The organism is Bauldia litoralis (assembly GCF_900104485.1).
Taxonomy (GTDB): Bacteria; Pseudomonadota; Alphaproteobacteria; order Rhizobiales; family Kaistiaceae; genus Bauldia; species Bauldia litoralis.
In genome coordinates, this window is record NZ_FMXQ01000007.1 from 11,869 (window position 1) to 37,344 (window position 25,476).

At 66.3% G+C, this 25,476-nt stretch carries 22 protein-coding genes; 16 read left to right on the top strand and 6 right to left on the bottom strand.

Annotated elements, in window-relative coordinates:
* Positions 1-229 precede the first annotated feature (229 nt).
* A complete protein-coding gene (locus BLT60_RS16190) occupies positions 230-1,714 on the top strand; it encodes a SulP family inorganic anion transporter (protein ID WP_090877875.1) in 1,485 nt (494 codons plus the stop codon).
* Positions 1,715-1,725: 11 nt separating this feature from the next.
* Positions 1,726-2,580, top strand: a complete 855-nt coding sequence (locus BLT60_RS16195; RefSeq protein WP_090877877.1) for a universal stress protein — start codon at positions 1,726-1,728, stop codon at positions 2,578-2,580.
* Positions 2,581-2,626: 46 nt separating this feature from the next.
* Here the strand turns inward: BLT60_RS16195 and BLT60_RS16200 are convergent, their stop codons facing one another.
* The 3 genes from BLT60_RS16200 to BLT60_RS16210 all read right to left on the bottom strand — a co-directional run bounded on the left by BLT60_RS16200 (position 2,627) and on the right by BLT60_RS16210 (position 7,233).
* Complete coding sequence (locus BLT60_RS16200) at positions 2,627-3,208, bottom strand: dihydrofolate reductase family protein (RefSeq protein WP_090877879.1); 582 nt, start codon at positions 3,206-3,208, stop codon at positions 2,627-2,629.
* 142 nt (positions 3,209-3,350) lie between these two features.
* A complete protein-coding gene (locus BLT60_RS16205) occupies positions 3,351-4,604 on the bottom strand; it encodes a lytic murein transglycosylase (RefSeq protein WP_244521301.1) in 1,254 nt (417 codons plus the stop codon).
* Between the two features lie 307 nt (positions 4,605-4,911).
* Positions 4,912-7,233: an NADP-dependent malic enzyme gene (locus tag BLT60_RS16210; RefSeq protein ID WP_090877883.1), complete on the bottom strand. Its 2,322-nt coding sequence runs from the start codon at positions 7,231-7,233 to the stop codon at positions 4,912-4,914.
* A 261-nt stretch (positions 7,234-7,494) separates the two neighbouring features.
* Here BLT60_RS16210 and BLT60_RS16215 point away from each other — a divergent pair, with 261 nt between their 5' ends.
* On the top strand, positions 7,495-8,403 hold the full coding sequence (locus BLT60_RS16215) for a sulfotransferase family protein (RefSeq protein WP_090877885.1): 909 nt from the start codon (positions 7,495-7,497) through the stop codon (positions 8,401-8,403).
* Position 8,404: 1 nt separating this feature from the next.
* On the opposite strand, the gene BLT60_RS16220 is transcribed toward BLT60_RS16215, so the two are convergent.
* Positions 8,405-9,058, bottom strand: a complete 654-nt coding sequence (locus tag BLT60_RS16220; protein ID WP_139167866.1) for a GDSL-type esterase/lipase family protein — start codon at positions 9,056-9,058, stop codon at positions 8,405-8,407.
* A 309-nt stretch (positions 9,059-9,367) separates the two neighbouring features.
* Here BLT60_RS16220 and cysS point away from each other — a divergent pair, with 309 nt between their 5' ends.
* The 7 genes from cysS (at position 9,368) to cimA (ending at position 15,131) form a co-directional block, all read left to right on the top strand.
* Positions 9,368-10,972 carry a cysteine--tRNA ligase gene (cysS, locus tag BLT60_RS16230; RefSeq protein ID WP_090877891.1) on the top strand — a complete coding sequence of 535 codons (1,605 nt, stop codon included), beginning with the start codon at positions 9,368-9,370 and terminating at the stop codon, positions 10,970-10,972.
* 106 nt (positions 10,973-11,078) lie between these two features.
* Positions 11,079-11,567, top strand: coding sequence for an endonuclease domain-containing protein (locus tag BLT60_RS24810; protein WP_090877893.1), 489 nt, complete (start codon positions 11,079-11,081; stop codon positions 11,565-11,567).
* Complete coding sequence (locus tag BLT60_RS16240; protein ID WP_090877895.1) at positions 11,564-11,962, top strand: VOC family protein; 399 nt, start codon at positions 11,564-11,566, stop codon at positions 11,960-11,962. Before BLT60_RS24810 ends, BLT60_RS16240 begins: the two co-directional genes overlap by 4 nt.
* Before the next feature lie 24 nt (positions 11,963-11,986).
* On the top strand, positions 11,987-12,505 hold the full coding sequence (locus BLT60_RS16245; protein ID WP_090877897.1) for a GNAT family N-acetyltransferase: 519 nt from the start codon (positions 11,987-11,989) through the stop codon (positions 12,503-12,505).
* Positions 12,502-12,990: a GFA family protein gene (locus BLT60_RS16250; RefSeq protein WP_090877898.1), complete on the top strand. Its 489-nt coding sequence runs from the start codon at positions 12,502-12,504 to the stop codon at positions 12,988-12,990. The genes BLT60_RS16245 and BLT60_RS16250 overlap by 4 nt, the downstream gene beginning before the upstream one ends.
* Positions 12,983-13,465 (top strand): GFA family protein, encoded by a 483-nt coding sequence (locus BLT60_RS16255; RefSeq protein WP_090877900.1) that lies wholly within the window; start codon positions 12,983-12,985, stop codon positions 13,463-13,465. Before BLT60_RS16250 ends, BLT60_RS16255 begins: the two co-directional genes overlap by 8 nt.
* 64 nt (positions 13,466-13,529) lie before the next feature.
* Entirely contained in the window at positions 13,530-15,131 is a 1,602-nt protein-coding gene (gene cimA, locus BLT60_RS16260) for a citramalate synthase (protein WP_090877901.1), read from the top strand.
* Positions 15,132-15,145: 14 nt separating this feature from the next.
* Here cimA and BLT60_RS16265 read toward each other — a convergent pair whose 3' ends face one another.
* On the bottom strand, positions 15,146-15,757 hold the full coding sequence (locus BLT60_RS16265) for an LOG family protein (protein WP_090877903.1): 612 nt from the start codon (positions 15,755-15,757) through the stop codon (positions 15,146-15,148).
* Positions 15,758-15,831: 74 nt separating this feature from the next.
* Between BLT60_RS16265 and BLT60_RS24660 the strand changes: the two genes are divergently transcribed.
* The 6 genes from BLT60_RS24660 (at position 15,832) to pssA (ending at position 24,512) form a co-directional block, all read left to right on the top strand.
* Positions 15,832-18,195 (top strand): LysM peptidoglycan-binding domain-containing protein, encoded by a 2,364-nt coding sequence (locus BLT60_RS24660; RefSeq protein WP_139167867.1) that lies wholly within the window; start codon positions 15,832-15,834, stop codon positions 18,193-18,195.
* 238 nt (positions 18,196-18,433) lie between these two features.
* Complete coding sequence (locus BLT60_RS16275) at positions 18,434-20,539, top strand: catalase (protein WP_090878443.1); 2,106 nt, start codon at positions 18,434-18,436, stop codon at positions 20,537-20,539.
* Positions 20,540-20,618: 79 nt separating this feature from the next.
* Entirely contained in the window at positions 20,619-20,948 is a 330-nt protein-coding gene (locus tag BLT60_RS16280; RefSeq protein WP_090877907.1) for an ArsR/SmtB family transcription factor, read from the top strand.
* The gene (locus tag BLT60_RS16285) at positions 20,945-22,858 is read left to right on the top strand and encodes an ABCB family ABC transporter ATP-binding protein/permease (RefSeq protein WP_090877909.1); all 1,914 of its coding nucleotides are present in this window, start codon (positions 20,945-20,947) and stop codon (positions 22,856-22,858) included. The genes BLT60_RS16280 and BLT60_RS16285 overlap by 4 nt, the downstream gene beginning before the upstream one ends.
* Before the next feature lie 71 nt (positions 22,859-22,929).
* Positions 22,930-23,631 carry a phosphatidylserine decarboxylase gene (locus BLT60_RS16290; protein ID WP_090877911.1) on the top strand — a complete coding sequence of 234 codons (702 nt, stop codon included), beginning with the start codon at positions 22,930-22,932 and terminating at the stop codon, positions 23,629-23,631.
* Positions 23,632-23,636: 5 nt separating this feature from the next.
* The gene (gene pssA / locus BLT60_RS16295) at positions 23,637-24,512 is read left to right on the top strand and encodes a CDP-diacylglycerol--serine O-phosphatidyltransferase (RefSeq protein WP_090877913.1); all 876 of its coding nucleotides are present in this window, start codon (positions 23,637-23,639) and stop codon (positions 24,510-24,512) included.
* On the opposite strand, the gene BLT60_RS16300 is transcribed toward pssA, so the two are convergent.
* Positions 24,506-25,369: a calcium-binding protein gene (locus BLT60_RS16300; RefSeq protein ID WP_090877915.1), complete on the bottom strand. Its 864-nt coding sequence runs from the start codon at positions 25,367-25,369 to the stop codon at positions 24,506-24,508. The genes pssA and BLT60_RS16300 overlap by 7 nt on opposite strands.
* Positions 25,370-25,476 lie beyond the last annotated feature (107 nt).

Sequence of the window (25,476 nt, forward strand, 5' to 3'; positions counted from 1 at the left end):
TTATTTGGTTATTTGTGGATGTGTCAATCGATAAAGACGGCCCCTGCATGGCCGCCATGCGCGGCAAGGCGTTGCCGGAAGGCGGCGACCCGGCTATCACCCTTCCCAAAGCCGGGAGACCGGCGAATCGCGCAGTGGTCGCCCCGGCGACGGCTCCCCTCACATCCCGACGCTGGATGCACGCCCGGCCTTGTTGCCGCGCCGGCTCTGCCGTCATTGCGGGCGAACAATGACCTCTCTCTCAGCTTACCGCGAACAATGGTTCGGCAACATTCGCGGCGACCTGCTTTCCGGGCTGGTCGTCGCTCTGGCGCTGATTCCCGAGGCCATCGCCTTTTCGATCATCGCCGGTGTCGACCCGAAGGTCGGGCTTTATGCCTCCTTCTCGATCGCGGTGATCGTCGCGATCACCGGCGGCCGGCCGGGGATGATCTCGGCGGCGACGGCGGCGACCGCGGTGCTGATGGTGACGCTGGTCAAGGAGCACGGGCTCCAGTACCTGCTGGCGGCGACGGTGCTTGCCGGTCTGATCCAGATCGGCGCCGGCCTGTTGCGGCTCGGCTATGTCATGCGCTTCGTCTCGCGGTCGGTGATGACCGGCTTCGTCAACGCGCTGGCGATCCTGATCTTCATGGCGCAACTGCCGGAACTGATCGGCGTGCCGTGGCTGACCTATGTGATGGTCGCCGCCGGCCTCGCCATCATCTACCTGTTTCCGCTGCTGACGAAATCGATCCCGTCGCCGCTGATCTGCATCCTGATCCTCACCGCTGTCGCCATCACCTTCGGCTTCGACGTCCGCACCGTCGGCGACATGGGCGAACTGCCCTCGACCTTCCCGATCTTCCTGCTCCCCGACATTCCGCTCAATCTCGAGACGCTGATGATCATCCTGCCCTATTCGGCGGCGGTGGCGGCGGTCGGCCTGCTCGAGTCGCTGATGACGGCGACCATCGTCGACGACCTGACCGACACGCCGAGCGACAAGAACCAGGAGTGCATCGGCCAAGGCATCGCCAACACCGCGACCGGCTTCATCGGCGGGATGGCCGGCTGCGCGATGATCGGCCAGTCGATGATCAACGTGAAATCGGGCGGCCGCGGCCGGCTCTCGACCTTCTGCGCCGGCATCTTCCTGCTCTTCATGATCGTCATCCTCGGCGACTGGGTGAAGCAGATCCCGATGGCGGCGCTGGTGGCGATCATGATCATGGTGTCGATCGGCACCTTCTCCTGGTCGTCGATCAAGAACCTCAAGGACCATCCGCGCTCGTCGTCGATCGTCATGCTGTCGACGGTGCTCTGCGTCGTCTTCACTCATAACCTGGCGATCGGCGTGCTGGTCGGCGTGCTGCTTTCCGGCATCTTCTTCGCGTGGAAGATCGCCCAGATCTTCCGGGTCACCTCGACGCTTTCCGAAGACGGCAAGGCGCGCACCTATCTGGTCGAGGGACAGGTGTTCTTCGCCTCGGCCGACGCCTTCACCGCCGCCTTCGATTTCAAGGAGGCGCTCGAAAAGGTGACCATCGACGTCAGCCGGGCCCACATCTGGGACATCTCCAGCGTTGCGGCGCTGGACATGGTCGTGCTCAAGTTCCGTCGTGAGGGCGCCGAGGTCGAGATCGTCGGAATCAACGAAGCGAGCGTGACAATCGTCGACAAGCTTGCCGTCCATGACCAGCCGGGCGCGCTCGAACGCCTGATGGGGCACTAGGGAGGTACGCCATGTCGAGATTCATCGCGCTGGTCGACGGCTCGATCTATTCCAAGAGCGTTTGCGAGCATGCCGCCTGGATCGCCGGGCGGACCGGATCGGCCGTCGAGGTGCTGCACGTCCTCGGCCGGCGGGAGATGGCAAGTGCACCCTCCAATCTCAGCGGCAGCATCGCACTCGGCGCGCGGACCTCGATCCTCGAGGAACTGAGCGCCCTCGACGAGCAGCGCGCCAAGCTCTCCCAGAAACGCGGCTGGGCAATCCTCGACGACGCCAAGGCGCTGATCGAGGCTGGTGGGGTCAGCAACGTCACGACCCGGCTGCGGATCGGCGACCTTGTCGAGGAAGTGGCCGAGTCCGAGACCGATTCCGACATGGTGGTCATCGGCAAGCGCGGCGAGGCGGCCGACTTCGCCAAGATGCATCTCGGCTCGAACCTCGAGCGCATCGTGCGCTCGGTCCAGAAGCCGGTCTTCGTCGCCGCGCGCGCCTTCAAGCCGATCGACAAGATCCTGATCGCCTTCGACGGCGGGCCGAGCAGCATGAAGGCGGTCGACCATGTCGCCCGCAGCACGCTCTATGCCGGGTTGAAGTGCCGGCTGGTGATGGTCGGCTCCGAGACCTCGGAAACGGCGAAGCAACTCGCCGGCGCCAAGACCATCCTCCAGGCCGGCGGCTACTCCGTCGATGCGGCGATCATTCCGGGACAGGCCGAAAAGGCGATCCTCGACACGATCGAGGCCGACGCCGTCGATCTTCTCGTCATGGGCGCCTATGGCCACTCGAAAATGCGCAACCTGATCATCGGTTCGACGACCACCGAGATGGTCCGGCTCTGCAAGATCCCGGTCGTCCTCTACCGCTGATCCCAAGGATCGCGCGGCAGCGTCGGCCCGGGCCGGCGCATCGCTGCTACGGGACGCAACGATAGGCGTTCATGATCACGCCAGCGGGCGTGGCCTTCGAACTGACGAGAGCGAGGTCGCGCGCGTCGGCGCCCTCCGGGAAGAAGCGCTTTCCCCGGCCGAGCAGGACCGGACTGACGAGCAGCAGAACGTCGTCGGCGAGCCGGTGTTGCAGCAGCACCGGCGTCAGCGTCGAACTTCCCCACACGATCAGGTCAGGACCGTCCTTCTGCCTGATGGCGCGAATGCCCTCGACGATGTCCGTGCCGAGGTCCTCGACCGGCCCCCATGCGAGGCTGTCCGGCCGGTGGGTCGCAACGTATTTCCCTGCCCCGTTCAGACTGTTCGCCATCGGCGTGTCCTCGATCTTCGGCCAGTAATCGCTCCAGATATCGTAGGTGCGTCGGCCCAGAAGCAGATCGAACACCTTGCCATGCGCCGCGACGATGGCCTCGCCAACCGCCGGATCGGCATGGCGCATGGACCATCCGCCAAGGCCGAAGCCGTTGTCCCGATCTTCGTCCGGCCCACCGGGGCCCTGGATCACGCCGTCGAGCGAGATGTGTTCGATGATCCTGATCGTTCTCATGCGTCCGTCTCCCGTGTCACTATCCGATACAGAGGAGACGAACGAAGGCCGGCCGTTTCGACACCTGTCGAACTGGAGTTCGGCCCAAGCCAGGGCGTGGCGCCCGCAGGCACGTGACCGGGGCGTCAGCGATGCCGGCTGATCAGTGGATGTTGCGGATCATCGCGGCGTCGGGGAGGCAGGTGACCTTGTCGCCGTTCTTGGCCTGCCACTGGCCGACGGCGATCCGGGTCTTGAACCCGATCAGGCCGTCGGAACCGCCGACATCGAGGCCCTGGGCCTCGAACTGGCGCTGCATTTTGGCGACCTCGGCGCGATTGAAGCCGCCGACCTTGCCCCAGCCGGCGGTGAAGGACGCGTTGTTGCCGAGGCGGTCGGCGAGGTGGCCGATATAGAGGGCGTATAGGTCCGAGTAGTTGTAGTCCTTGAGGACGTAGAAATTGCCGCTGACGATGAAGGCCGGGCCGAGACGGCCGGCCGGCATCAGCAGGAAGGCTTCGCGGTCCTGCTCGATCCGGGGCAGGGGACGGCCGTCGATCATGGTCAGGCCAAGGTCGCCCCACGCCATCATGCCGCGACCCTGCTCGGGGCCTTCGAGGTGGCAGGGGACGTTCGCCGGAACGGCGACCTCGACGCCCCAGCCGCGCTCCGGATCCCAACCCTTGTGCAGCAGGAAATTGGCGATCGAGGCGAGGGTGTCCGGCACCGAATTCCAGATGTCGCGCCGGCCGTCGCCATCGAAATCGACCGCATAGTCGAGGTAGAAGGACGGCAGGAACTGCGGCTGGCCAAGGGCGCCGGCCCATGAACTCTTCATCTGCGACGCCTTGATCTCGCCGGTCTGGACAATCTGCAGGGCAGCGATCAGCTCGGGCCGGAAGAACTCCTTGCGCCGGCCCATGAAAGCGCGGGTCGCCAGCGTCCGGATGGCCGAATAGGGGAGCTTGGCGTTGCCGAAGCTGGTCTCGCGCGCCCAGATCGCCAGCGTGATCTCGCCCGGCACGCCGAAGCGCTGCTCGATGCCGGTCAGCGTCTTCTGCCACTTGCCGATCAGCTTGCGGCCGATGGCGACCTGGGTGTTGAGGTTGTTCTGGTTGAAATAGGCGCCTGGACTGCGGAACTCTGCCTGGGACTCGACGGTGTGCGGCGCCGAGGTTCCCGGCGGCACAAGCTCGGGCAGATCCCAGTCGAGCGTCACCTTGCCCAGCGCCGACTGGAAGGTGGCGCGCGATACGCCGGCGGCCTGCGCCTCCGGCCAGATGTCGTTGGCGAGGAATGTCTGGAAGTCCCGCTCGATCGCGGCGCGATCGACGGCCTGGGCGAGGGGCGTTGTCAGCACCAGCGCGACGGCGATCAGGGCGAGTCGCCATGCACCGCGTAGCGAGGCGCGCGGCAATCGGGATGCGGACCGGGGCGAGGTAGGGCGGGGCTGTCTCTGCATGGAATCAGAATAACAGACCCATCCGGGCAATCGAAAGGCAGTGACGGCGCCTCGCAGAGCCTCAGTGGAACGAGGCGACCGAATAGCCGAAGAGCATGCCGGCCATGATCCAGCTCAGGAAGCCGAGGGTCGCGAAGGCAAAGAGGGTATTGGCCATGATGAAAGATCCGCCGGTTTGTGTGGTCGGCGGAGGTTTCGCATTGTCGGCCGGTACCTGCCCTGAACGGCCGGTTGTGTCCGGTTCAGGGTCCTTACCTGAAGGTTAACGGGCGGCGTCTCCGACCACCGCCATGGACTCCTCCTGCGACTGCGCCCCGACGACGGCGAGCGCCGTCATGTTGAGGACGCCGCGCGAGGTGACCGACGGCGTGACGATATGGGCGGGCTTGGCGGCGCCGAGCAGGATCGGTCCGACATGCAACGCGCCGGTCATCTCCTTGAGGAGGTTGAGCGCGATGTTGGCGGCGTCGAGGCTGGGGAAGACCAGGAGGTTGGCTTCGCCCTCCAGCCGCGAGTCCGGCATCACCCGCTGGCGAAAGGCCACCGAGAGGGCGGCGTCGCCGTGCATCTCGCCGTCGACATCAAGGTCGGGATCGGTGCGCCACAGGATCTCCACCGCCTTGCGCATCTTGGCGGCCGACTCGATCTCGCGGGTGCCGTAGTTCGACGTCGACAGCATCGCCGCCTTCGGATCGATGCCGAAGCGGCGGATCTCGGCGGCGGCGAGGCGGGTCATCTCGGCGATCTCGTCGGCATCCGGGTCGACGGTGACATGGGTGTCGGTGAGGAAGTAGCTGCCGCGGGTGTTGATCAAGAGGCTGAGGGCGGAGAAGGCCCGCGCCTCCGGCTTCAGGCCGATGATGTGGCCGATGTCGCGGAGGTGGCGGATGAAGCGGCCGCTGAGGCCGCAGATCAGCGCGTCGGCGTCGCCACGCTCGACGGCAAGCGCGGCGATGACGGTGGTGTTGGTGCGCACCACCGTGCGCGCCGCCTCGGGGTCGATGCCCTTGCGCCCGACCTTGGAGAAATAGAGGTCGGCATAGGCGCGGTAGCGCGGATCATCCTCGGGGTTGATGATCTCGCAGTCGTTTTCCAGCGAGAAGCGCAGGCCGTAGCGCCGGCAGCGGACGTCGATGACGCTGGGTCGGCCAATCAGGATCGGCCGGGCGATGCCTTCCTCGATGGCGATCTGCGCGGCGCGCAGCACGCGCTCGTCCTCGCCATCGGCATAGACCACCCGCTTCGGCGCCGAGCGGGCGGCGGTGATCATCGGCTTCATGATCAGGCCGGAGCGGAAGACGAAGCGGTTGAGCTGGTCGAGATAGGCGTCGAAATCCGCGATCGGCCGGGTCGCGACGCCGCTTTCGGTGGCAGCACGGGCGACCGCCGGGGCGATCTTGAGGATCAGCCGCTGGTCGAAGGGCGAAGGGATCAGGCTCAGCGGCCCGAAGGTCTCCGGCTCGCCGCCATAGGCGCGGGCGACGACGTCCGACGGTGGCTCGCGGGCGAGGTCGGCGATTGCCGCGACGGCTGCATGCTTCATCGCCTCGTTGATCGCCGTCGCGCCGACGTCGAGCGCGCCGCGGAAGATGTAGGGGAAGCAGAGGACGTTGTTGACCTGGTTCGGGAAGTCCGAACGCCCGGTGCAGATCATCGCGTCGGGGCGGACGGCGCGGGCGGCGTCGGGCATGATCTCGGGGACCGGGTTGGCGAGCGCCAGGATCAGCGGCTTGTCGGCCATCTGCGCCACCATCTCCGGCTTCAGGACGCCAGCCGCAGAGACGCCGAGGAAGATGTCCGCGCCGGCGATGACATCGGCCAGGACGCGGGCATCGGTTTCCTGCGCGTAGGCCGCCTTCCACGGGTCCATCAGCGCCTCGCGGCCCTTGTAGACGACGCCGTCGATATCGGTGACCCAGACGTTGTCCGGCCGTGCGCCGAGCGAGACCAGCATGTTGAGGCAGGCGATGGCCGCCGCGCCGGCGCCCGAGGCGACGATCTTGACGTCGCCGATCGCCTTGCCGGCGAGGAAGAGGGCATTGGTCACCGCCGCGCCGACGATGATCGCCGTGCCGTGCTGGTCGTCGTGGAAGACCGGGATATTCATCCGCTCGCGCAGCTTCGCCTCGATGGCGAAGCATTCCGGCGCCTTGATATCCTCGAGGTTGATGCCGCCGAAGGTCGGTTCGAGCGCCGCCACGACATCGACGAAGCGGTCGATGTCGCGCTCGTCGACCTCGATATCGAAGACATCGACGCCGGCGAATTTCTTGAAGAGCACGGCCTTGCCCTCCATCACCGGCTTGGAGGCCAGCGCCCCGATCGCGCCGAGGCCGAGGACGGCGGTTCCGTTCGAGATCACTCCGACGAGGTTCTGCCGCGAGGTGTAGTCGGCGACCAGCGCCGGGTTCTCGGCGATGGCGAGGCAGGGCGCGGCGACACCGGGCGAATAGGCGAGCGCCAGGTCGCGCTGGTTGCCGAGCGGCTTGGTCGCCTGGATCTCGAGTTTTCCCGGACGGGGAAACTTGTGAAAGTGGAGGGCATGCTGGTCGAGGTCGCTGCCCTCGGGACGCGGGTCTGACATGAAAACCGATCCGGGATTGTTGTGCTTCGGTAGGTGACGGAGGATAGCAGACCGACTCTGGCTATGGCGCGGCAAGAACGAAATTGATCGCACACGCATGACAGTGCGCCGGATCGGACGCAATGACCAGCGATCGGCAACGGCGACGACCCCGGCCTTCGGGGGCTCCGATGTTGGCGGGCTGGCAGGACTTTGATCGGGGTGGCGAGGCGGCTATCATCTTGCCGGATTTAAGCAATTGGCGGGAAAGTACGGAGCCTCATGTCGGTTGGAGCGGGCGCGCCGGGGTCGCGGGATGCGGAAACGGTCAGTCGGAGCGGCGGACCCGACTTCCTTTGCGTCGGTGCGCAGAAAGCCGGAACCCAGTGGCTCTACGACCAGCTTGCCCCGCACCCGGACTTCTGGCTGCCGCCGATCAAGGAATTCCACCACTTCGACCTGCCGGGCTCGCGTCGCGAACTGGCAGAGGGGATGCTTCGTCGCGCGGAGGCCGATCTCGACGCATTCAACGCGTTTCGCCAGCAGAACCGGCGGCGGGCGCTGGTGGAAAGGGATGTCGCCTTCCTCCGCAAGTTCGTTGCGATGCCGCCCGGCGTCGACATCGAGGCCTATGCGGCGCTCTTCGACGACAAGGGCGCGTCGATCGCCGGCGACGTGACGCCTGGCTATTCGATCCTCGAACCGGGGGTGATCGGGACGATCGTGGCGCGCTTTCCGGACCTGAAGGTGATCTTCATCGCCCGCGATCCGGTCGACCGCTTCTGGTCGGCCTTCAACATGCGGCTCCGCCGTGGCGACCTGAAGGGGCGGGCGGATATCCGCTCCGTCGAGCGGTTCGCGGCGCGGGAAGGGGTGATGTCGCGGTCGCGCCAGTCGGTCACGGTGCGGCGCTGGCGCGAGGCGATCCCGGCTGACCGCTTCGCGCTGTTCTTCTTCGACGACCTGGTCGCCGATCCGGCGACGCTGCGGCGGGAGGTGCTGACGTTTCTCGGCGGATCGCCGGATGCGGCAGCAACGGTCGAGGCCGGGTTCAACCGCAAGGGCGACAACGAGAAGGTGCCGATGGACGCGGCGATGCAGGCCGCCATCGCAAGAATCCTTGCCGACGAGCTCAAGGCCTGCGCGGCCGAATTCGGCGGGCGCGCGGTGGCCTGGGCGCGGCGAGGCTAGCTCAGTCGGAGACCTGGGCGATCAGCTGCTCGACGCTGGGCAGCATGCGGTTGGCGACGACCGCGTAGCCGTCGGCATTGAGATGGCCGGCGATGTCGCCGCCGCCGAGCCGGTATTTCCGCAGCTTGCGGTTCAGCACCATCGTGCCGTCGAAGAAGTCCGGGTAGTAGAGGACGCCGTACTTCTCGGCGACGTCCGAGAAGTCGTGCGGCTTGAAGCCGACCAGCAGCACCGGGATGCCGCGCTGGCGCATCTGGCCGATGATGATCTCGAGGTTGTGGCTGATCGCGCTGGGCGGGGTGTTGCGGCGCCAGTCGTTGCGGCCGAGGAAAAGGATCAGCGCGTCGGTTCCCTCCGGCACCGCCTTTTCGAGCCGGCCGAGCGCATCGAAGGTGGTGTCGCCGCTGACGCCGCGATTGACGATATCGACGTCATAGCCGCGCGCCTGGAGCAGGACCTCGAGTTGCGACGGGTAGGTGCCGGGCCGCTTGATGCCGTAGCCGTAGGTATTGCTGTCGCCGAGCGCGACGATGGAAATCGTCTTCGCCATCGCCGGGCCGACGGCGACGGCCAGCCAGCACGCGAGGCAGGCGACCATCGCGCCCGCCAATCGCGCGCGCGCCAGATCGGAGAGGGAAATCTTCAGGAAACGCACCAATACGCCACGCCTAACCGCATCATGAGACAGTGCCTCGACTCGTCGGTCGCGGCCGGCGCGGATCGTAGCAGCCTCGGACGAGAGGTCCAGATCGCCCGTCGCCACAGGGCGGCGAAAAACAGCCGACGCTTGACGTTTTCCGCCAAATGGGCGATTGCAACCGCCATGATGGCTCCGACGCGCTCACGCGCGATTTGCATCTGCGGGATTATTATTCGCTAGCGACAATCGCTGGCTGGAGCCGTCCTGTCCTTTACCATCTGAGACGAGACGCCCCCCGGCCAGCGGGCAAGGGACACGTTTGGCATGGGCTTGCGCCTCTACAACACACTGACGCGGACGAAGCAGGACTTCGTCCCGATCGATCCCGGCAACGTCCGCATGTATGTCTGCGGGCCGACCGTCTACGACTTCGCCCATATCGGCAACGCCCGTCCGCTGATCGTCTTCGACGTGCTCTATCGGCTGCTCCGGCATCTCTATCCGGGAGAGGGCGGGGCGCCTGACGGGTCCCGCGTCACCTATGTCCGCAACATCACCGACGTCGACGACAAGATCAACGCGCGGGCCGCCCGCGACTATCCCGACCTGCCGCTGAACGAGGCGATCCGCGAAGTCACCAGCCGGACGGAGGCGCAGTTCCACGCCGACGTCGCCGCGCTCGGCTGCCTGCCGCCGACGGTCGAGCCGCGGGCGACGGAATTCATCAGCAAGCCCGACGCCCCGACCGACATGATCCGGCTGATCGGCGACCTGATCGACCGGGGCCACGCCTATGCGGCGGAGGGGCATGTGCTCTTCGACGTCGGCTCGATGCCGGACTATGGCAAGCTGTCCAACCGCTCGCTCGACGACATGGTCGCCGGAGCCCGGGTCGAGGTCGCGCCCTACAAGAAAGACCCGATGGACTTCGTGCTGTGGAAGCCGTCGAAGCCCGGCGAGCCGGCATGGGACTCACCCTGGGGGCGGGGTCGGCCGGGCTGGCACCTCGAATGCTCGGCGATGGCCGGCGCGCTGCTCGGCGATGTCTTCGACATCCACGGCGGCGGCATCGACCTGGTGTTTCCCCACCACGAGAACGAGATCGCCCAGTCGCGCTGCGCCCATGGCACCGACGTCATGGCCAACTACTGGCTGCACAACGGCTTCCTGCAGGTCGAGGGCGAGAAGATGGCCAAGTCGGCCGGGAATTTCGTGACGATACGGGAGTTGCTGGAGACGGTGCCGGGAGACGTCATTCGTTTGCAGATGCTGATGACGCACTATCGGCAGCCAATCGACTGGACAGAGCGTGCGACCGCCGAGGTGACCCATAAGCTAAGCGATTGGGTTGAAGCGTGTCTCAGATCGCGCCCTAAAGACCGGCGAGCGAGCCCAGACAACGATCTCGTTGATGCGCTGAAAGACGATCTCAACTTTCCGGAAGCGATCTCCTATCTCGACAGACTGTCGAAGACGGCCAAGAAGAATACGGAAGACTCTCTTCGGTTCGCCAACAACGCGATTTTCCTTGGTGTGTTCCGAGATCATCAGACTGAGGTCGTTCCACTGATCAAAGCAGCTGCCGGGCTGGCCGAGTTGGACGGGGATTTTGATATCTTGTCAGAGGTCAACCAAGCTGAGTGGTTGAGGCGCGAAAAGTATGATCTTGAGAATATCGCCCGTGTTGCCCGCGAGAGAGATCTCTTCTCTTTGTTGGCACAAGGTGAAAGGTGGTCTCGCGCCGGGGGCGTGACCGATGTTGCGCGGATCAACGATGGCATTGAAGCCCGCGCCGCCGCCCGCGCGGAGAAGAACTGGGCCGAGGCGGACCGTATCCGCGACGAACTCGACGCGATGGGCATCGCTCTCAAGGATGCCAAGGATCCCGAGACCGGCGAACTGGTGACGACTTGGGAGGTGAAGCGGTGACGCGGCCCCCTCACCCGACCGCTTCGCGGCCACCCTCTCCCACGAGGGGAGAGGGAAGGGGCGCCTGCCAGTCGACGCGGTCGCTGTTCGCGAGGAGGCTCTTTTGATGGGCGATCGGAAGTCGGCTCTTGTCGATACCGGGGGGAAGGCCGCCATTCCCTCTCCCCTTGCGGGAGAGGGTGGCCCAGCGCGTTGCGCGGGGTCGGGTGAGGGGGACACGCCGGCGCGAAAGAAGAAGACGAAGCGCATCGTTTCCGAGCCAGTCGCCTTTGCGCGACGGTTGAGGCGCGACGCGACTCCGGCAGAGAAGAAGCTCTGGCTGCTTCTGCGACGGCCGCCTTTCGATGCTGCCAAGTTTCGGCGGCAGGTTCCGATAGGACCTTATGTGGCCGACTTCCTGTCCTTTTCGGCAAGGCTGGTGATCGAAGCCGATGGCAGCCAGCACGGGGCGGATTCGCGCGACAGCCGCCGCGATGCGTGGTTTGGCCGTCAGGGATGGCGCGTCCTGCGGTTTCCGAACCGGGATGTCCTGAACAATACCGACGGCGTCGCGACGGCCATCACGCTGGCGCTCAACGAGGGAGCAACACCATGACCCGGATCGTTCTCGACCACATCAGCCTCAGCGTCGGCGACATGGACCGCGCCAGGGCGTTTTACGAAAAGGCGCTGGCGCCGATTGGCTTCACGGTGCTGATGGAGTTTCCGGCGAGCATGACCGGGACCGCCGACGTCGCCGGCCTCGGCGTCGAGGGGAAGCCGTATTTCTGGCTGAGCGCATCCGGCCAGCAGACACCCGCCACCCACATCGCCTTTGGCGTTGAGACCCGCGCCGAGGTCGATGCCTTCTACGAGGCTGCGATCGCGGCCGGCGGGACCGACAACGGGGCGCCCGGCATTCGCGAGATCTATCACCCGACTTACTACGGCGCCTTCGTTCGCGACCCCGAGGGCCACAACATCGAGGCGGTGTGCCATGCGCCGGAATGAGACGACAGGAAAGGCGGTGCGCTGATGGCCGAGGCAAAACCGACATTCGGGCTGCGGCCGATGCTGCCGGAGGATGGGCCGGTGCTGGCGGAAGTGTTTCGCGAGAGCATCGACGTGCTGACCGCCGACGACTACGGACCGGGGCAGCGCGACGCCTGGGCCGAGGCCGCCGCCGACGAGGAGGGCTTCGCCGAGCGGCTTGGCGGACAACTGACGCTGGTCGCGACGCTGCGCCAGTCGCCGGTGGCCTTCGCTTCGCTCGAAGGCGCGGACCACGTCGACATGCTCTTCGTCCACCCGGCGGTGGCGCGGCAGGGCGTCGCCACCATGCTGGTCGACGCGCTGGAGAAGCTGGCGGCGGCGCGGGGCGCGGCCCGCCTGACCACCGAGGCGAGCGACACGGCGCGCGAGTTTTTCGCCGGCCGTGGCTATGTCGCCCTCGAGCGCCAGACGGTGATGCGCGGCAGCGAGTGGCTCGGCAACACGGTGATGGCCAAGCAACTGGTGGCGCCCGCTGGCGCTGGCGAAGGGTCGGAGCAATGACCGCAGCGACGCCCCCGCTGACCGGCGGCTGCCAGTGCGGCGCGGTGCGGTTTCGCGCCGGCGTGCTCGGCCGTCCGTCGATCTGCCATTGCCGGATGTGCCAGAAGGCGTTCGGCGCCTTCTACGGGCCGCTGGTCACCGGTCACGACGTGGTCTGGACACGCGGCAGCCCGAAGCGTTTTCGTAGCTCCAACAAGATCAGCCGCGGCTTCTGCGGCGATTGCGGCACGCCGCTGACCTATGAATACGAGGGCGGCATCGAGCTGGCCATCGGCGCCTTCGACGATCCGGCGGTCGCCGCGCCGGTGGTCCAGGTCAACCCGGCCGACAAGCTGCCCTTCGTCGATACGCTTGCCGACCTGCCGTGGCGCGACGATGCGGCCGAGCCGGCCGGCGCCGCCTTCATGGCGGATATCGTCAGCCACCAGCATCCCGATCACGACACCCCGGCCTGGCCGCCGGCCGGAGGACACCACGATGGTTGAGGAACGCTACAGCGGCGGCTGCCAGTGCGGCGCGGTGCGCTATGTCCTGCACCAGCGGCCCGACTTTCCGCATATCTGCCACTGCCGGATGTGCCAGAAGGCCTTCGGATCGATGTTCGCGCCGCTGACCGGCGTGCCGCTCACCGCCTTCGAATGCACCCGTGGCAACCTGGCGATCTTCAAGAGTTCGGAAGAGACCGAGCGCGGCTTCTGCCGCGACTGCGGTACGCCGCTGACCTTTCGCCACGTCGACAGCGACGACATCTCGGTGTCGATCGGCTCGCTCGACGACCCGGAAAAGATCGCGCCGACGATCCAGTGCGGGATTGAATCGCGGCTGTCGTGGTTCGCCGCGCTGGCCGGACTGCCCGAGGACGGGACTACGGAGGCGGGGATGCCGGACCTGGCCAGGAAGATCGCCGCGTCCAGCCGCCAGCACCCCGACCACGATACCGAGACCTGGCCGCCGGCCTGAATCGGATCGTCAAGACACTGCGCCAAGCCGTTGAGTTCATACGGCGCCGACCGGAAAGAATGCGATGAGCAAGGAACGCCTTTACCTGTTCGACACGACGCTGCGCGATGGCGCGCAGACCAACGGTGTCGACTTCTCGGTCGAGGACAAGGTGCAGGTCGCGCGCCTGCTCGACGGCCTGGGCGTCGATTATGTCGAGGGCGGCTATCCCGGCGCCAACCCGACCGACACCGCCTTCTTCGCCGAGAAGCGGACGAAGCGGGCGACCTTCACCGCCTTCGGCATGACCAAGCGGCCCGGCGTCAGCCTGTCCAACGATCCGGGCCTCAAGCTTCTCCTCGACGCCAAGGCCGATGCGATCTGCTTCGTCGCCAAGACGTGGGACTACCACGTCAAGGTGGCGCTCGGCACGACCAACGAGGCCAACCTCGAATCGATCAGCCAGTCGGTGTCCGCGGCCCGCGAGGCCGGCAAGGAAGTGCTGCTCGACTGCGAGCATTTCTTCGACGGCTACAAGGCCAATCCCGACTACGCGCTGGCATGCGCCAAAGCCGCCTATGACGCCGGCGCGCGGTGGGTGGTGCTCTGCGACACCAACGGTGGCACGCTGCCGGAGGAGATCGGGGCGATCGTCACGGAGGTTACGCGGGTCGTGCCCGGTGACCACCTTGGCATCCACGCCCATGACGATACCGAGCAGGCGGTGGCCAACTCGCTGGCCGCGGTGCGGGCCGGCGTCCGCCAGATCCAGGGGACGCTGAACGGCATCGGCGAGCGCTGCGGCAACGCCAACCTGACGTCGCTGATCCCGACGCTGATGCTCAAGCCGGTCTATGCCGACGCCTATGAGATCGGCGTCAGCGACGAGTCGCTCGCCGGCCTGACCAAACTCGCTCATCGCTTCGACGAACTGGTCAACCGTTCGCCCAATCGCCAGGCGGCCTATGTCGGCGCCAGCGCCTTCGCCACCAAGGCCGGCATCCACGCCTCGGCGATCGTCAAGGACCCGAAGACCTACGAGCATGTCGACCCGGCGCGGGTCGGCAACCGGCGGCACGTGCTGGTCTCCGACCAGGCGGGTAAGGCCAACCTCGTCTCGGAAATGGAACGGATGGGGATCGCGGTCGGTCGCGACGACCCGCGGCTGGAATCGCTGCTGCGCGAGGTCAAGCATCGCGAGTCGGTGGGCTATGCCTATGAGGCGGCGGGCGCTTCCTTCGAGCTGCTGGCACGGCGCAAGCTCGGCGGCGTGCCCGACTATTTCGACGTCGAGGGTTTCCACGTCACGGTCGAGCGCCGCCACAATGCGATCGGCGAACTGGTCACGGTTTCCGAGGCGGTGGTCAAGCTGATCGTCGGCGGCGAGCGGCTGCTGACGGTGGCGGAGGGCAACGGCCCTGTCAACGCGCTCGATACGGCGCTGCGCAAGGATCTCGGCGTCTATCGCGACGTCATCGCCGACCTCGAGCTGATCGATTTCAAGGTGCGTATCCTCAACGGCGGTACGGGCGCGGTGACCCGCGTCCTGATCGAAAGCGCCGACGGCACCGGCGACTCCTGGTTCACCGTCGGCGTGTCGGAAAACATCGTCGACGCCTCCTTCGAGGCGCTGCACGATTCGCTGATCTACAAGCTGCTGCGGTCCGGGGCGAAGGCAGTCGCCTGACCCTTCACGCCGGGCTACATCAGCCCGGCGCTCTCCTCGAGGGCCGGCTGGGGCAGGTCGGCGACGGCTTCCTTCAGCGTCGGGATGACGGCGTCGACGGTGTCGCAGAAGCGGACGGGCAGGGCGACATGCTCGCCGAGGAAGTCCTTGCGCAGGTACCCGTCGTCGGCCATCCGCTTGAATTGGGCGACGAGAGGATCCCAGAAGCCGTTGATGTTGGCGATGAGGATCGGCTTCTCGTGCTGGTCGAGCTGCGCCCAGGTCATCATCTCGACCACCTCCTCAAGGGTGCCGATGCCGCCGGGCAGGGCGACGAAGGCGTCGGCCCGCTCGAACATGATCCGCTTGCGCTCGTGCATGTCGTCGGTGACGACCAGCTCGCTGGCCTCGCCGAGCATCACCTCGCGGTCCTTGAGGAACTGGGGAATGATGCCGGTCACCTGACCGCCATTTTCCAGCACCGTGCGGGCGACGATCCCCATCAGGCCGATCGAGCCGCCACCGTAGATGAGGCGAATTCCCGCCTCGGCGATATCGCGGCCAAGCGTTGTCGCCGCCTCGGCATAGTCAGCCGAGGTGCCGTTGTTGGACCCGCAATAAACACAAACATTCCGTAGTTCTGCCATGGGACTCATGTGGCATTGGCGCGGGCCGGGCGTCAAGCGCCCGCGCCTTGTGGCGTCCACGGAACCGGGATTAAATGACAGAATCGGCTGGCACTGGAGAGACCATGGACGCGCGGCGGACGACCGTTTGGATCGGGGTGATCGTTTTACTGCTGGGAGTCGGCGTCCTCGTCTATTTCGACTACGGCCTGCCGCCGAAGACCGAACCGGTCCCCGCCACCGCCACGACCAGTGCGCCCGGCGATGTCGACGAGCCCGATGCCGCAGGCGAGGTCTCGCCCTCCGAAACCGCTGAAAGCGCGCCGTCACCGGCCGAACCGTCGCCCGCCGTGCCTGTCGACGAGGCGGATGTCGAGGTGGCCGAGGGTGCCCCGGCCGATGCCGGGACGCCGGACGAGGCGGTGGCCGAGACCGTTGCCGAGGCGGCTCCGGAAGACGCGCCGATGCCGGCCGAGGAAGCCGATGGCGCCATGGCCGAAGGCCCGCCGACCGAACTCCCCAGCATGATCGAGGAAGCCGACGACGGCATGGCCGCAGCGACGCCGGCCCCGGCCGACGAGGCAACCACGGATATCGCCGACGCAGCGCCGGAGACGGCGCCCGCACCGGCCGTCACCCCTGACGCCGAGGTCGCGGAAGAGGCCCCGGCCGACGCCGCCGAGCCCGCGACCGAAGTGGCCGCCGCCGCGCCGGGAGACGCTCTTACCCCTGAGGACGAGGCCGCCGAGGTCGTCGCCGATGTTCCGTCGGCCGGGACCGAACCGGAGATGGCGCCCGCGAGCGACACCGCGGTGCTGGCGCCCGACGCGGCTCCGGACGACGCGACGCCGCCGGACGATGCACCGATGGTGGCCCCCGATACCGCGATGGCTGCCGATACGCCGGAAGGCGTCGAGCCTGACGCCGCCGTCGGGCCGGCGGAGACCGCGATGGTCGCGCCTGAGGAGACCCCGGAGGATGAGACCCCGCCGGATCCAGCGGAAGTCGGTGTGCCCGACGCTGCGGTTGATGTGCCGGACGACGAGATGGTGGCGCCGAGCTTCGATATCGTCAGGGTCGAATCGACCGGCGACGCCGTGATCGCTGGCCTGGCGCAACCCGGCTCGACCGTCGAACTGATGAATGGCGGCGACGCCGTCGCCACGGCGGAGGCCAATGCCCGCGGCGAGTGGGCCATGGCGCTGCTCGATCCGCTGGAGCCAGGAGCGCATGACCTCGCGATCCGCACCACCTCGCCGGACAAGGCGTCGGTGATGATCTCCGACCAGCGGGTGGCGGTGATGGTGCCGGAGTCGCCGACCGAGGAACCGCTTGTCGTGCTCAATACGCTCGACGGTCCGAGCACGATCGTCCAGTTGCCGGAGGCGCCGGCCGCGCCGGAACCGGCGGAAACGGAGATCGCCGAAGCCCCGGCGGCGGAAACCGTCGTCGCGGAAGCAACGCCGGAAGAGCCGGACACGGCCGCAACGCCCGACGACGGCGGTGCACCGATGGTGGCTGCCGCCGAGCCGGCTGCGGCGCCGGAAGCGACGGCGGACGGGATCGAGACAGCCGAGGCAGCGCCCGAAGCATCACCGGATGACGTCGCGGTGGCGGACGTGACGCCGGAGTCACCGGCGGACGATACGAAGATGGCCGAGACGGCCCCGGTCGCACCGGCAACCGATGCCGGTGAGGCAGCCGAGGTCGATATCGCCGCGGCGCCCGCGCCCGAGACCGAGCCGTCGGCGGGCGCACCGGCCGATGGCGACGCCATGAAGACGAACGACGCCGACGAAGCGCCGCTCGCCGAAACGACGCCGGAGCCCGCCGGGACCCCGGAGGAACCGGCCGTGGTGGCGGTCGCCGAACCGGAGCCAGAGCCCGAGCCCGAACCCGAGCCGGTCATCGTGCCGGAAGTCGTGGTGACGGCGGTCGAGGCGGAAACCACCGGCGCGCTGTTCATCGCCGGGACGGCCGAGACGCCGGAGCCGGTGCGGGTCTACATGGACGACAAGCTGGTCGGCGAAGCAAAGCCGTCGCCCTCCGGCACGTGGCTGCTCGAGATCAGGCGCGACCTGCCGGCCGGCACCTATGCGGTCCGCGCCGACCAGGTCGAGGCCGGGACCGGCAATGTGCTGGCCCGCGCCGAAGTGCCCTTCGAGCGCGAGGTCGAGGTGGCGCTGCTCAAGCCGGTCGTCGAGTCCGGTGGCTCGGCCGGCGCCGAGATATCCGGTTCGGTCGGCGGTCCCCGGACCCTGATCATCAAGCGCCGCGACAACCTGTGGCGTATCTCGCGCGAGCTCTACGGCAAGGGCATCCGCTGGTCGACGATCTACCAGGCCAACAAGGACCAGATCCGCAACCCGCGCTGGATCTATCCCGGGCAGGTCTTCATCCTTCCGCAGGGCAATATCGCCTGGGAAGACGACCCCGACGCCAAGACCGCGGCGCAGTAGCTGGCGACACGCGCAGTACCGGTTCCGCTGCCCTGCTCCTTCAGCGGGCAAGTCGGATCTCAGCTTCCTGGACTTTGAGCTCTAGTCGCTCCCTGCGCCGGCTGTGTCCGGCGCCGCTTTCTCAAGCCATGTCTCCGACGCATCGATCGCCGGAACCGGAATGCCCCTCGAACATTGTGATTGCAACGGTTGGCGGGACGAGCCCGCTCGACCGGCAATCACGAAATTCGAGGTGGACATGGCGAAAGAGCTCAAGACCGCGGCGCTGGGCGAGCAGAAGATTTTGCGCGGCACCGGCGGGGAAACCCATCAGGTCGCCGGCGGCGAAGTGCCGACGCTGACGACGCAGGTGGGGATGCCGGTCGCCGACGACCAGAACTCCCTGAAGGCCGGCCGCCGCGGGCCGACCCTGATGGAAGACCAGCATTTTCGCGAGAAGATCTTCCATTTTGATCACGAGCGCATTCCCGAACGCGTCGTCCACGCCCGTGGCTTCGGCGCCCATGGGTATTTCGAGACCTACGACTCGCTGTCCGACATCACCGCGGCCGACCTCTTCCAGCGCGCCGGCGAGAAGACCGAGGTCTTCGTTCGTTTCTCGACGGTCGCCGGCAACAAGGGCTCGGCCGACCTGGCGCGGGACGTGCGCGGCTTCGCGGTCAAGTTCTACACCCAGCAGGGCAACTGGGACCTGGTCGGCAACAACATCCCGGTCTTCTTCATCCAGGACGCGATCAAGTTCCCCGACCTGATCCACGCCGCCAAGCAGGAGCCGGATCGCGGCTTCCCGCAGGCCCAGACCGCCCATGACAATTTCTGGGACTTCATCTCGCTGACCCCGGAATCGATCAACATGGCGCTGTGGATCATGTCCGATCGGACGATCCCGCGCTCCTTCCGCTTCATGGAAGGCTTCGGCGTCCACACCTTCCGGCTGGTCAACGCCAAGGGCAAATCCACCTTCGTCAAGTTCCACTGGAAGCCGAAGCAGGGCCTGCAGTCGGTCGCCTGGAACGAGGCGGTGAAGCTGAATGGCGCCGACCCGGATTTCCATCGCCGCGATCTCTGGGACGCGATCAAGATGGGCGACTTCCCGGAGTGGGAACTCGGACTCCAGCTCTTCGACCAGGACTACGCCGACCAATTCGATTTCGACGTGCTCGACGCCACCAAAATCATCCCCGAGGAAGAGGTCCCGATCCGGATCGTCGGGCGGATGGTGCTGGATCGCTGCGTCGACAACTTCTTCGCCGAGACCGAGCAGGTGGCGTTCCAGACCGGCAACATCGTGCCGGGCATTGACTTCACCAACGATCCGCTGCTGCAGGGCCGCAACTTTTCCTACCTCGATACCCAGCTCAAGCGGCTCGGCGGCCCCAACTTCAACCATCTGCCGGTCAACGCGCCGCGCTGTCCCTTCCACCATTTCCAGCAGGACGGGCACATGGCGTTTCACAACCCGAAGGGCCGGGCGAATTACGAACCGAATTCGTGGGACAGCGAGGCGGGTGGTCCGCGCGAGGATCCGGAGGCCGGCTTCAGGTCCTTCCCCGAGGAGGTCGAGGGGGCGAAGGGCCGGTACAGGTCCGAGACCTTCGCCGACCATTACAGCCAGGCCCGGCAATTCTACCTGTCGCAGACTCCGGTCGAGCAGGGGCATATCGCCGACGCCTTCACCTTCGAACTGTCGAAGGTCGAGACGCCGGCCATCCGGTCGCGGGTGGTGTCCCATCTCCTCAACGTCGATGAGGACCTTGCCCAGAAGGTCGCCGAGGCGCTGCGCCTGAAGGAGATGCCGAAGGCGGCCAAGCCGGCGATGCCGGTCAAGTCGCTGGCCGATTCGCCCAAGCTGTCGATCGTGCTGAATGGTCCGGAGAGCTTTGCCGGCCGCAAGGTCGGGGCGCTGGTTACCGATGGCTGCGACATCGACCTGGTCGAGGCGCTCAAGTCGGCGCTCGAGGCCGAAGGCGCGCTGATCGAATTCGTCGCGCCGCGGGTCGGCGGTGTCGAGGCGAGCGACGGCACATGGATCGAGGCCAAGCAGAAGATCGACGGCGGCCCCTCCGTGCTCTATGACGCGGTTGCGATCCTCGCCTCGGCCGATCAGGTCGTCCTTCTGACGAAGATGCCGCCGGCCAAGGACTTCGTCTCCGACGCCTTCGCCCATTGCAAGTTCATCGCCTATTCCGCCGAAGCAATGCCGCTTCTCGAAAAGGCGGGCATTGCCGACGACCTCGACGATGGGTGCGTCGCGGTCGGGCAGGGCAGCGACATGGCTGCCTTCGTCAAGCAATGCCGGGAGGTGCGGTTCTGGGACCGCGAGGCGTCGCTCAAGCCGGTGTAAACCCGGGCGGAAACCGGCAGTCTGGAATTTTTCGAGATCGAGGCTGGACCATTCATCGTAATTTTGCGATGAATGGTCCATGCAATTCTCGACTCAGGACATCCAGCTCGCCGGGCAGATCAAGGCGCTCGGCCATCCGGCACGACTTGCCATCATCAGGGCGCTGATCGCCGCAGGCGGCCGCCAGTGCTGTTGCGGCGAGATCGTCCGCAACCTGCCGCTCGCCCAGTCGACGGTGTCGCAGCACCTGAAGGTCCTGAAGGAAGCCGGCATCGTCCAGGGCAAGATCGACGGACCGCGCTGCGCCTATTGGCTGGACAGGACGGTGCTCGCCTCGATCGGCGAGGCGATGACCGGTTTCGAGCGCGCGGCCGGCGCCTGCTGCCAGATGGCGGAGGCGGAGTCATGAGCACGGTCGACGCGGCGGACGCCAAGCCGAAGGTCAAGGCGGAATCGGCCTTCGCCACCCTCTATAATCTGTGGCCCTACATGTGGCCGACGGACCGGCCCGACCTCAAGAAGCGGGTCGCGGTGGCGCTGCTGGTGCTGGTCGCCGCCAAGGTGGTGACGGTCCTCATCCCCTACACCTACAAGTGGGCGACGGACGCGCTCGTAACCCCGACGCCGGGCGATGCGGCGGCGGTCGGCATGGCGGCGATCCTGACCGTGCCGGTGATGCTGGTCATCGCCTATGGCGTCGGCCGCATCCTGATGAATGTCTTCAACAACCTTCGCGACGCGCTGTTCGCCAAGGTCGGGCAGCACGCGGTTCGCCAGCTTGCCTACAAGACCTTCGTCCACATGCATCAGTTGTCGCTTCGTTTTCACCTGCAGCGGCGCACCGGCGGCATGTCGCGGATCATCGAGCGCGGCACGCGCGGCATCGAGATCATCGTTCGCTTCACCATCCTCAACACCATCCCGACGGTGATCGAATTCCTGCTGGCGGCGGTGATCATCACCTGGCAGTTCGACTGGGTGTACCTGGTGGTGATCGCGGTGACGGTGGCGCTCTACACCTGGTTCACCGTCAAGGCCTCGGACTGGCGTATCAAGATCCGCCGGGCGATGAACGACTCCGATACCGACGCCAACGCCAAGGCGATCGACTCGCTGCTCAACTTCGAGACGGTCAAGTATTTCGGCAACGAGCCGATGGAGGCGCGGCGCTTCGATGGCTCGATGGAGCGCTACGAGGCATCCGCCATCCGCATCTGGACGTCGCTGGCCTGGCTGAATATCGGCCAGATCGTCATCTTCACCACCGGCATGACCATCTGCATGGCGATGTCGGCGGCCGCCGTCCTGCGTGGCGACCAAACGATCGGCGACTTCGTGCTGATCAACGCGCTGCTGATGCAGCTCTCGATCCCGCTGAACTTCATCGGCTTCGTCTATCGCGAGATCAAGCAGGGCCTGATCGACATCGAGGCGATGTTCGACCTCCTCGACGTCGCGCCGGAGATCGTCGACAAGCCGGACGCCAAGACCCTCGTCGTTGATGGCGCCACCGTGCGTTTCGACGATGTCGTCTTCCACTACGACGCCGATCGGCCGATCCTCAAGGGCGTCAGCTTCGAGGTGCCGGCCGGCCAGACCATCGCCATCGTCGGTCCCTCGGGCGCCGGCAAGTCGACCATCTCGCGGCTGCTCTTCCGTTTCTACGACGTGACCGGCGGGCGGATCACCATCGACGGCCAGGACGTCCGCGACGTCACCCAGGAATCGCTGCGCGCCGCGATCGGCATGGTCCCGCAGGATACGGTGCTGTTCAACGACACGGTCCGCTACAACATCGGCTACGGCCGGACCGAGGCCGACCAGGCGGAAATCGAGGAGGCGGCGCAGACCGCCCAGATCGGCGAATTCATCGCCACGCTGCCGAAGGGCTACGACACCGAGGTCGGCGAGCGGGGCCTGAAGCTTTCCGGCGGCGAGAAGCAGCGGGTGGCGATCGCCCGCACCGTGCTCAAGGCGCCGCCGATCCTGATCCTCGACGAGGCGACCTCGGCGCTCGACATCCACACCGAGCGCGAAATCCAGGCGGCCCTCGACCGGGTGTCGACTGGTCGCACGACGCTGGTCATCGCGCACCGGCTGTCGACCGTCATCAATGCCCACGAGATCATCGTTCTCGACAAGGGCATGATCGTCGAACGCGGCCGGCATGACGAATTGCTGGCGCAGGACGGCCTCTATGCCAGCATGTGGAACCGCCAGCGCCAGGCGGCCGAGGCGATCGAGCGCCTGCACGAGGTCGAGGAGACCGACGCGGAGGGCTTCGTCCGTCGCGTCCCGGCTCAGCAGCCGGCAGAATAGCTGGCTTCACTTCCGGCGCTTTCCGTGCTTTCTAGCGCCGGACGGGGCGGGGACGGGAAGGTTGCGTAAATATGGAATCCGTACTCGACTCGATCAGGTCGATGCTCGTGCCGATCCGCAAGGAGGGGTGGCCGTTCATCGCCATCTTCTTCGTCATCGCCCTGCTGCTCGGCCTGCTCTGGCAGCCGCTGTTCTGGATCGGCCTGGCGCTGACCGGCTGGTGCGTTTACTTCTTCCGCGATCCGCCGCGGGCGGTGCCGCAAGGGGCGGACCTGGTGATCAGCCCCGCTGACGGGCGGATTTCCTCGGTCGCCAACGTCGTGCCCCCGGACCAGCTTGGCCTCGGCAGCGAACCGCGCCGACGGGTCTCGGTCTTCATGAATGTCTTCAACTGCCACGTGAACCGGGCGCCGGTTGCAGGGACGGTGTCGAAGATCGTCTACACGCCGGGCAAGTTCCTCAACGCCGAACTCGACAAGGCGAGCGAGGACAACGAGCGCAATGCCGTGGTTCTCGACAGCGCCCACGGGCCGGTCGCGGTGATCCAGATCGCCGGGCTGGTGGCGCGACGGATCGTCTGCTGGACGGGCGAGGGGGACGTGCTGGCCCCGGGTGAGCGCTTCGGCATGATCCGCTTCGGCTCGCGGCTCGATGTCTACCTGCCGCTCGACGCCAGCGTGCTGGTCGCCGTGGGGCAGGTCGCGACGGCGGGGGAGACGGTTCTGGCCCGCTTCGACGGCGCCGGCGAGACGCGCCTCGCCAGGGTCGACTGACGCCGATGTCGCTTTTCCAGTCCTTCGATCCCGACGACGAGCCGAAATGGCGACGGTTGCGCCAGTTGCGCGCTGTGCCGATCCGCATGGTGCTGCCGAGCGTGGTGACGCTGCTGGCGCTTTGCGCCGGGCTGACCTCGATCCGCATGAGCATCGAGGCGCGCTTCGACTGGGCGATCGCCGCGGTCGCCATCGCCGCGGCACTCGATGGCATCGACGGTCGCGTCGCGCGCTTTCTCAAGTCGACCTCGCGCTTCGGCGCCGAGCTCGATTCGCTGACCGACTTCGTCAATTTCGGCGTCGCGCCGGCGATCCTGCTCTATGTCTGGGCGCTTGACGATGCCGGCTCGGTCGGCTGGATCGCCGCCCTGATCTTCGCCATCTGCTCGGCGCTGCGGCTGGCGCGCTTCAACGTCTCGCTGGGCGGGCCGAAAAAGCCGGAATGGCAGTCGAACTTCTTCGTCGGCGTGCCGGCGCCGGCCGGGGCGATGATCGTCTTCCTGCCGGTCTATCTCGAACTGCTGGGCGCGCCGCACGGCGTCCTGACCGCGCCGCTGGTGATCGTCTACACGCTGGCGATCGCGCTGCTCTTCGTCAGCCGGGTGCCGACCTGGTCGGGCAAGCTCGTCGGCCGCCAGATCCCGCGCGACATGGTGCTGCCGCTCTTCGTCGTCGTCGTGCTCGTCGTCGCCCTGCTGGTCAGCTTCCCCTGGGAAACCATGTCGGTGCTGACATTGATGTACCTGGGCGCCTTGCCGCTGAGCTGGCGCTCGTTCCACCGGCACATGGCGAAAGACGCCGGCCATCCGCCCGAGGCGAATGGCGACGCGATCCCGGAAGGTGGGGACGACCCGGAGTCAGGGCCGCCGCCGGCTCAATAGTCGAGGACGCCGACCTGGAAGACCGTGTGGTCTATCTTGGCGTCGTTGTTGGTCATGAAGAACGGGATGGCAGCCTGGGCCCCCGAACCATCCGGATCGTAATAGCCGGTACGGCTCGCCGCATCCCAGAGGATGTGGTCGTTTCCATCCTGCGCCATCATCCCCTTGTGGAACTCAGCCTTGCTGAGCTTGTTGCCGATCGCCGGGAAGATAGCCGAACTCAGATAGATCGTGTCGCCCCTGCCGAACTTCTGAATCGTGTCGACATTGTAGTCGGCGCTCAGCGTCGTCGAGAATTGAAAGAAGTCCTTGCCGCGGGTGTCCTTGAGGTAGTCGTTGCCGTAGCCGCCGTCATTGAGGTCGTTGCCCTTGAACCCGTCGAGCACGTCATGGCCGTCCTTCCCCATCAGGCTGTCGTCGCCCTTGCCGCCCCACAGGTCCGGATCAGATTTGTCCGAACCTATGATCTTGTCGTCGCCCTTCAGCAGCTTCGACAGTTTCTCGAACGGGTCGCCGATGGCGTACCACTTGGCCACCTTCTGAACCGAGAGGTCGAGCTTGGTGAATTTGTAGGCGAGTTCGCCATTGACGAAGATCAGGATCTTCTTGACGTTTCCTCCGGTCGGAACACCAAGCAAATCGTATTTGAAACCGCTGCCGCGAATTTCAAAATCGATATCGAAGGGAATCTTGTTGTCGGGGTCGTCGTTATTGTTGAACCCCTGACTGATGACCAATTTTTTCTTGCCGAACGGGCTGAACGACGCCGGTCCAGTGTCGTTATATTCGTTCCCCAGATCGTAGATGTGCGTCCGGTCGATTGGATGCCAGGCTCTGAGTTTGATGCCCTTACCCATATTCGTCTCCTCCGACTGCCGACTGACCTGATCGATCAGGAACGGGTTCGTGTTGAGGTGCCGTTGTTATGGTCGCGGCAAGAGTATGACAGAGGGTGGCAGCCAAG

Bases quoted from the DNA above. Each gene is read 5' to 3' on its own strand.
- BLT60_RS16255 (WP_090877900.1), top strand. From the start codon at position 12,983: ATGGTTGAGGAACGCTACAGCGGCGGCTGCCAGTGCGGCGCGGTGCGC.
- BLT60_RS16240 (WP_090877895.1), top strand. From the start codon at position 11,564: ATGACCCGGATCGTTCTCGACCACATCAGCCTCAGCGTCGGCGACATG.
- pssA (WP_090877913.1), top strand. From the start codon at position 23,637: ATGTCGCTTTTCCAGTCCTTCGATCCCGACGACGAGCCGAAATGGCGA.
- BLT60_RS16250 (WP_090877898.1), top strand. From the start codon at position 12,502: ATGACCGCAGCGACGCCCCCGCTGACCGGCGGCTGCCAGTGCGGCGCG.
- BLT60_RS16285 (WP_090877909.1), top strand. From the start codon at position 20,945: ATGAGCACGGTCGACGCGGCGGACGCCAAGCCGAAGGTCAAGGCGGAA.
- BLT60_RS16280 (WP_090877907.1), top strand. From the start codon at position 20,619: ATGCAATTCTCGACTCAGGACATCCAGCTCGCCGGGCAGATCAAGGCG.
- BLT60_RS16275 (WP_090878443.1), top strand. From the start codon at position 18,434: ATGGCGAAAGAGCTCAAGACCGCGGCGCTGGGCGAGCAGAAGATTTTG.
- BLT60_RS16300 (WP_090877915.1), bottom strand. From the start codon at position 25,369: ATGGGTAAGGGCATCAAACTCAGAGCCTGGCATCCAATCGACCGGACG.
- BLT60_RS16245 (WP_090877897.1), top strand. From the start codon at position 11,987: ATGGCCGAGGCAAAACCGACATTCGGGCTGCGGCCGATGCTGCCGGAG.
- cimA (WP_090877901.1), top strand. From the start codon at position 13,530: ATGAGCAAGGAACGCCTTTACCTGTTCGACACGACGCTGCGCGATGGC.
- BLT60_RS16195 (WP_090877877.1), top strand. From the start codon at position 1,726: ATGTCGAGATTCATCGCGCTGGTCGACGGCTCGATCTATTCCAAGAGC.
- BLT60_RS16190 (WP_090877875.1), top strand. From the start codon at position 230: ATGACCTCTCTCTCAGCTTACCGCGAACAATGGTTCGGCAACATTCGC.
- BLT60_RS16200 (WP_090877879.1), bottom strand. From the start codon at position 3,208: ATGAGAACGATCAGGATCATCGAACACATCTCGCTCGACGGCGTGATC.
- BLT60_RS16265 (WP_090877903.1), bottom strand. From the start codon at position 15,757: ATGGCAGAACTACGGAATGTTTGTGTTTATTGCGGGTCCAACAACGGC.
- BLT60_RS24660 (WP_139167867.1), top strand. From the start codon at position 15,832: ATGACAGAATCGGCTGGCACTGGAGAGACCATGGACGCGCGGCGGACG.
- BLT60_RS16215 (WP_090877885.1), top strand. From the start codon at position 7,495: ATGTCGGTTGGAGCGGGCGCGCCGGGGTCGCGGGATGCGGAAACGGTC.
- BLT60_RS24810 (WP_090877893.1), top strand. From the start codon at position 11,079: ATGGGCGATCGGAAGTCGGCTCTTGTCGATACCGGGGGGAAGGCCGCC.
- BLT60_RS16290 (WP_090877911.1), top strand. From the start codon at position 22,930: ATGGAATCCGTACTCGACTCGATCAGGTCGATGCTCGTGCCGATCCGC.
- cysS (WP_090877891.1), top strand. From the start codon at position 9,368: ATGGGCTTGCGCCTCTACAACACACTGACGCGGACGAAGCAGGACTTC.
- BLT60_RS16210 (WP_090877883.1), bottom strand. From the start codon at position 7,233: ATGTCAGACCCGCGTCCCGAGGGCAGCGACCTCGACCAGCATGCCCTC.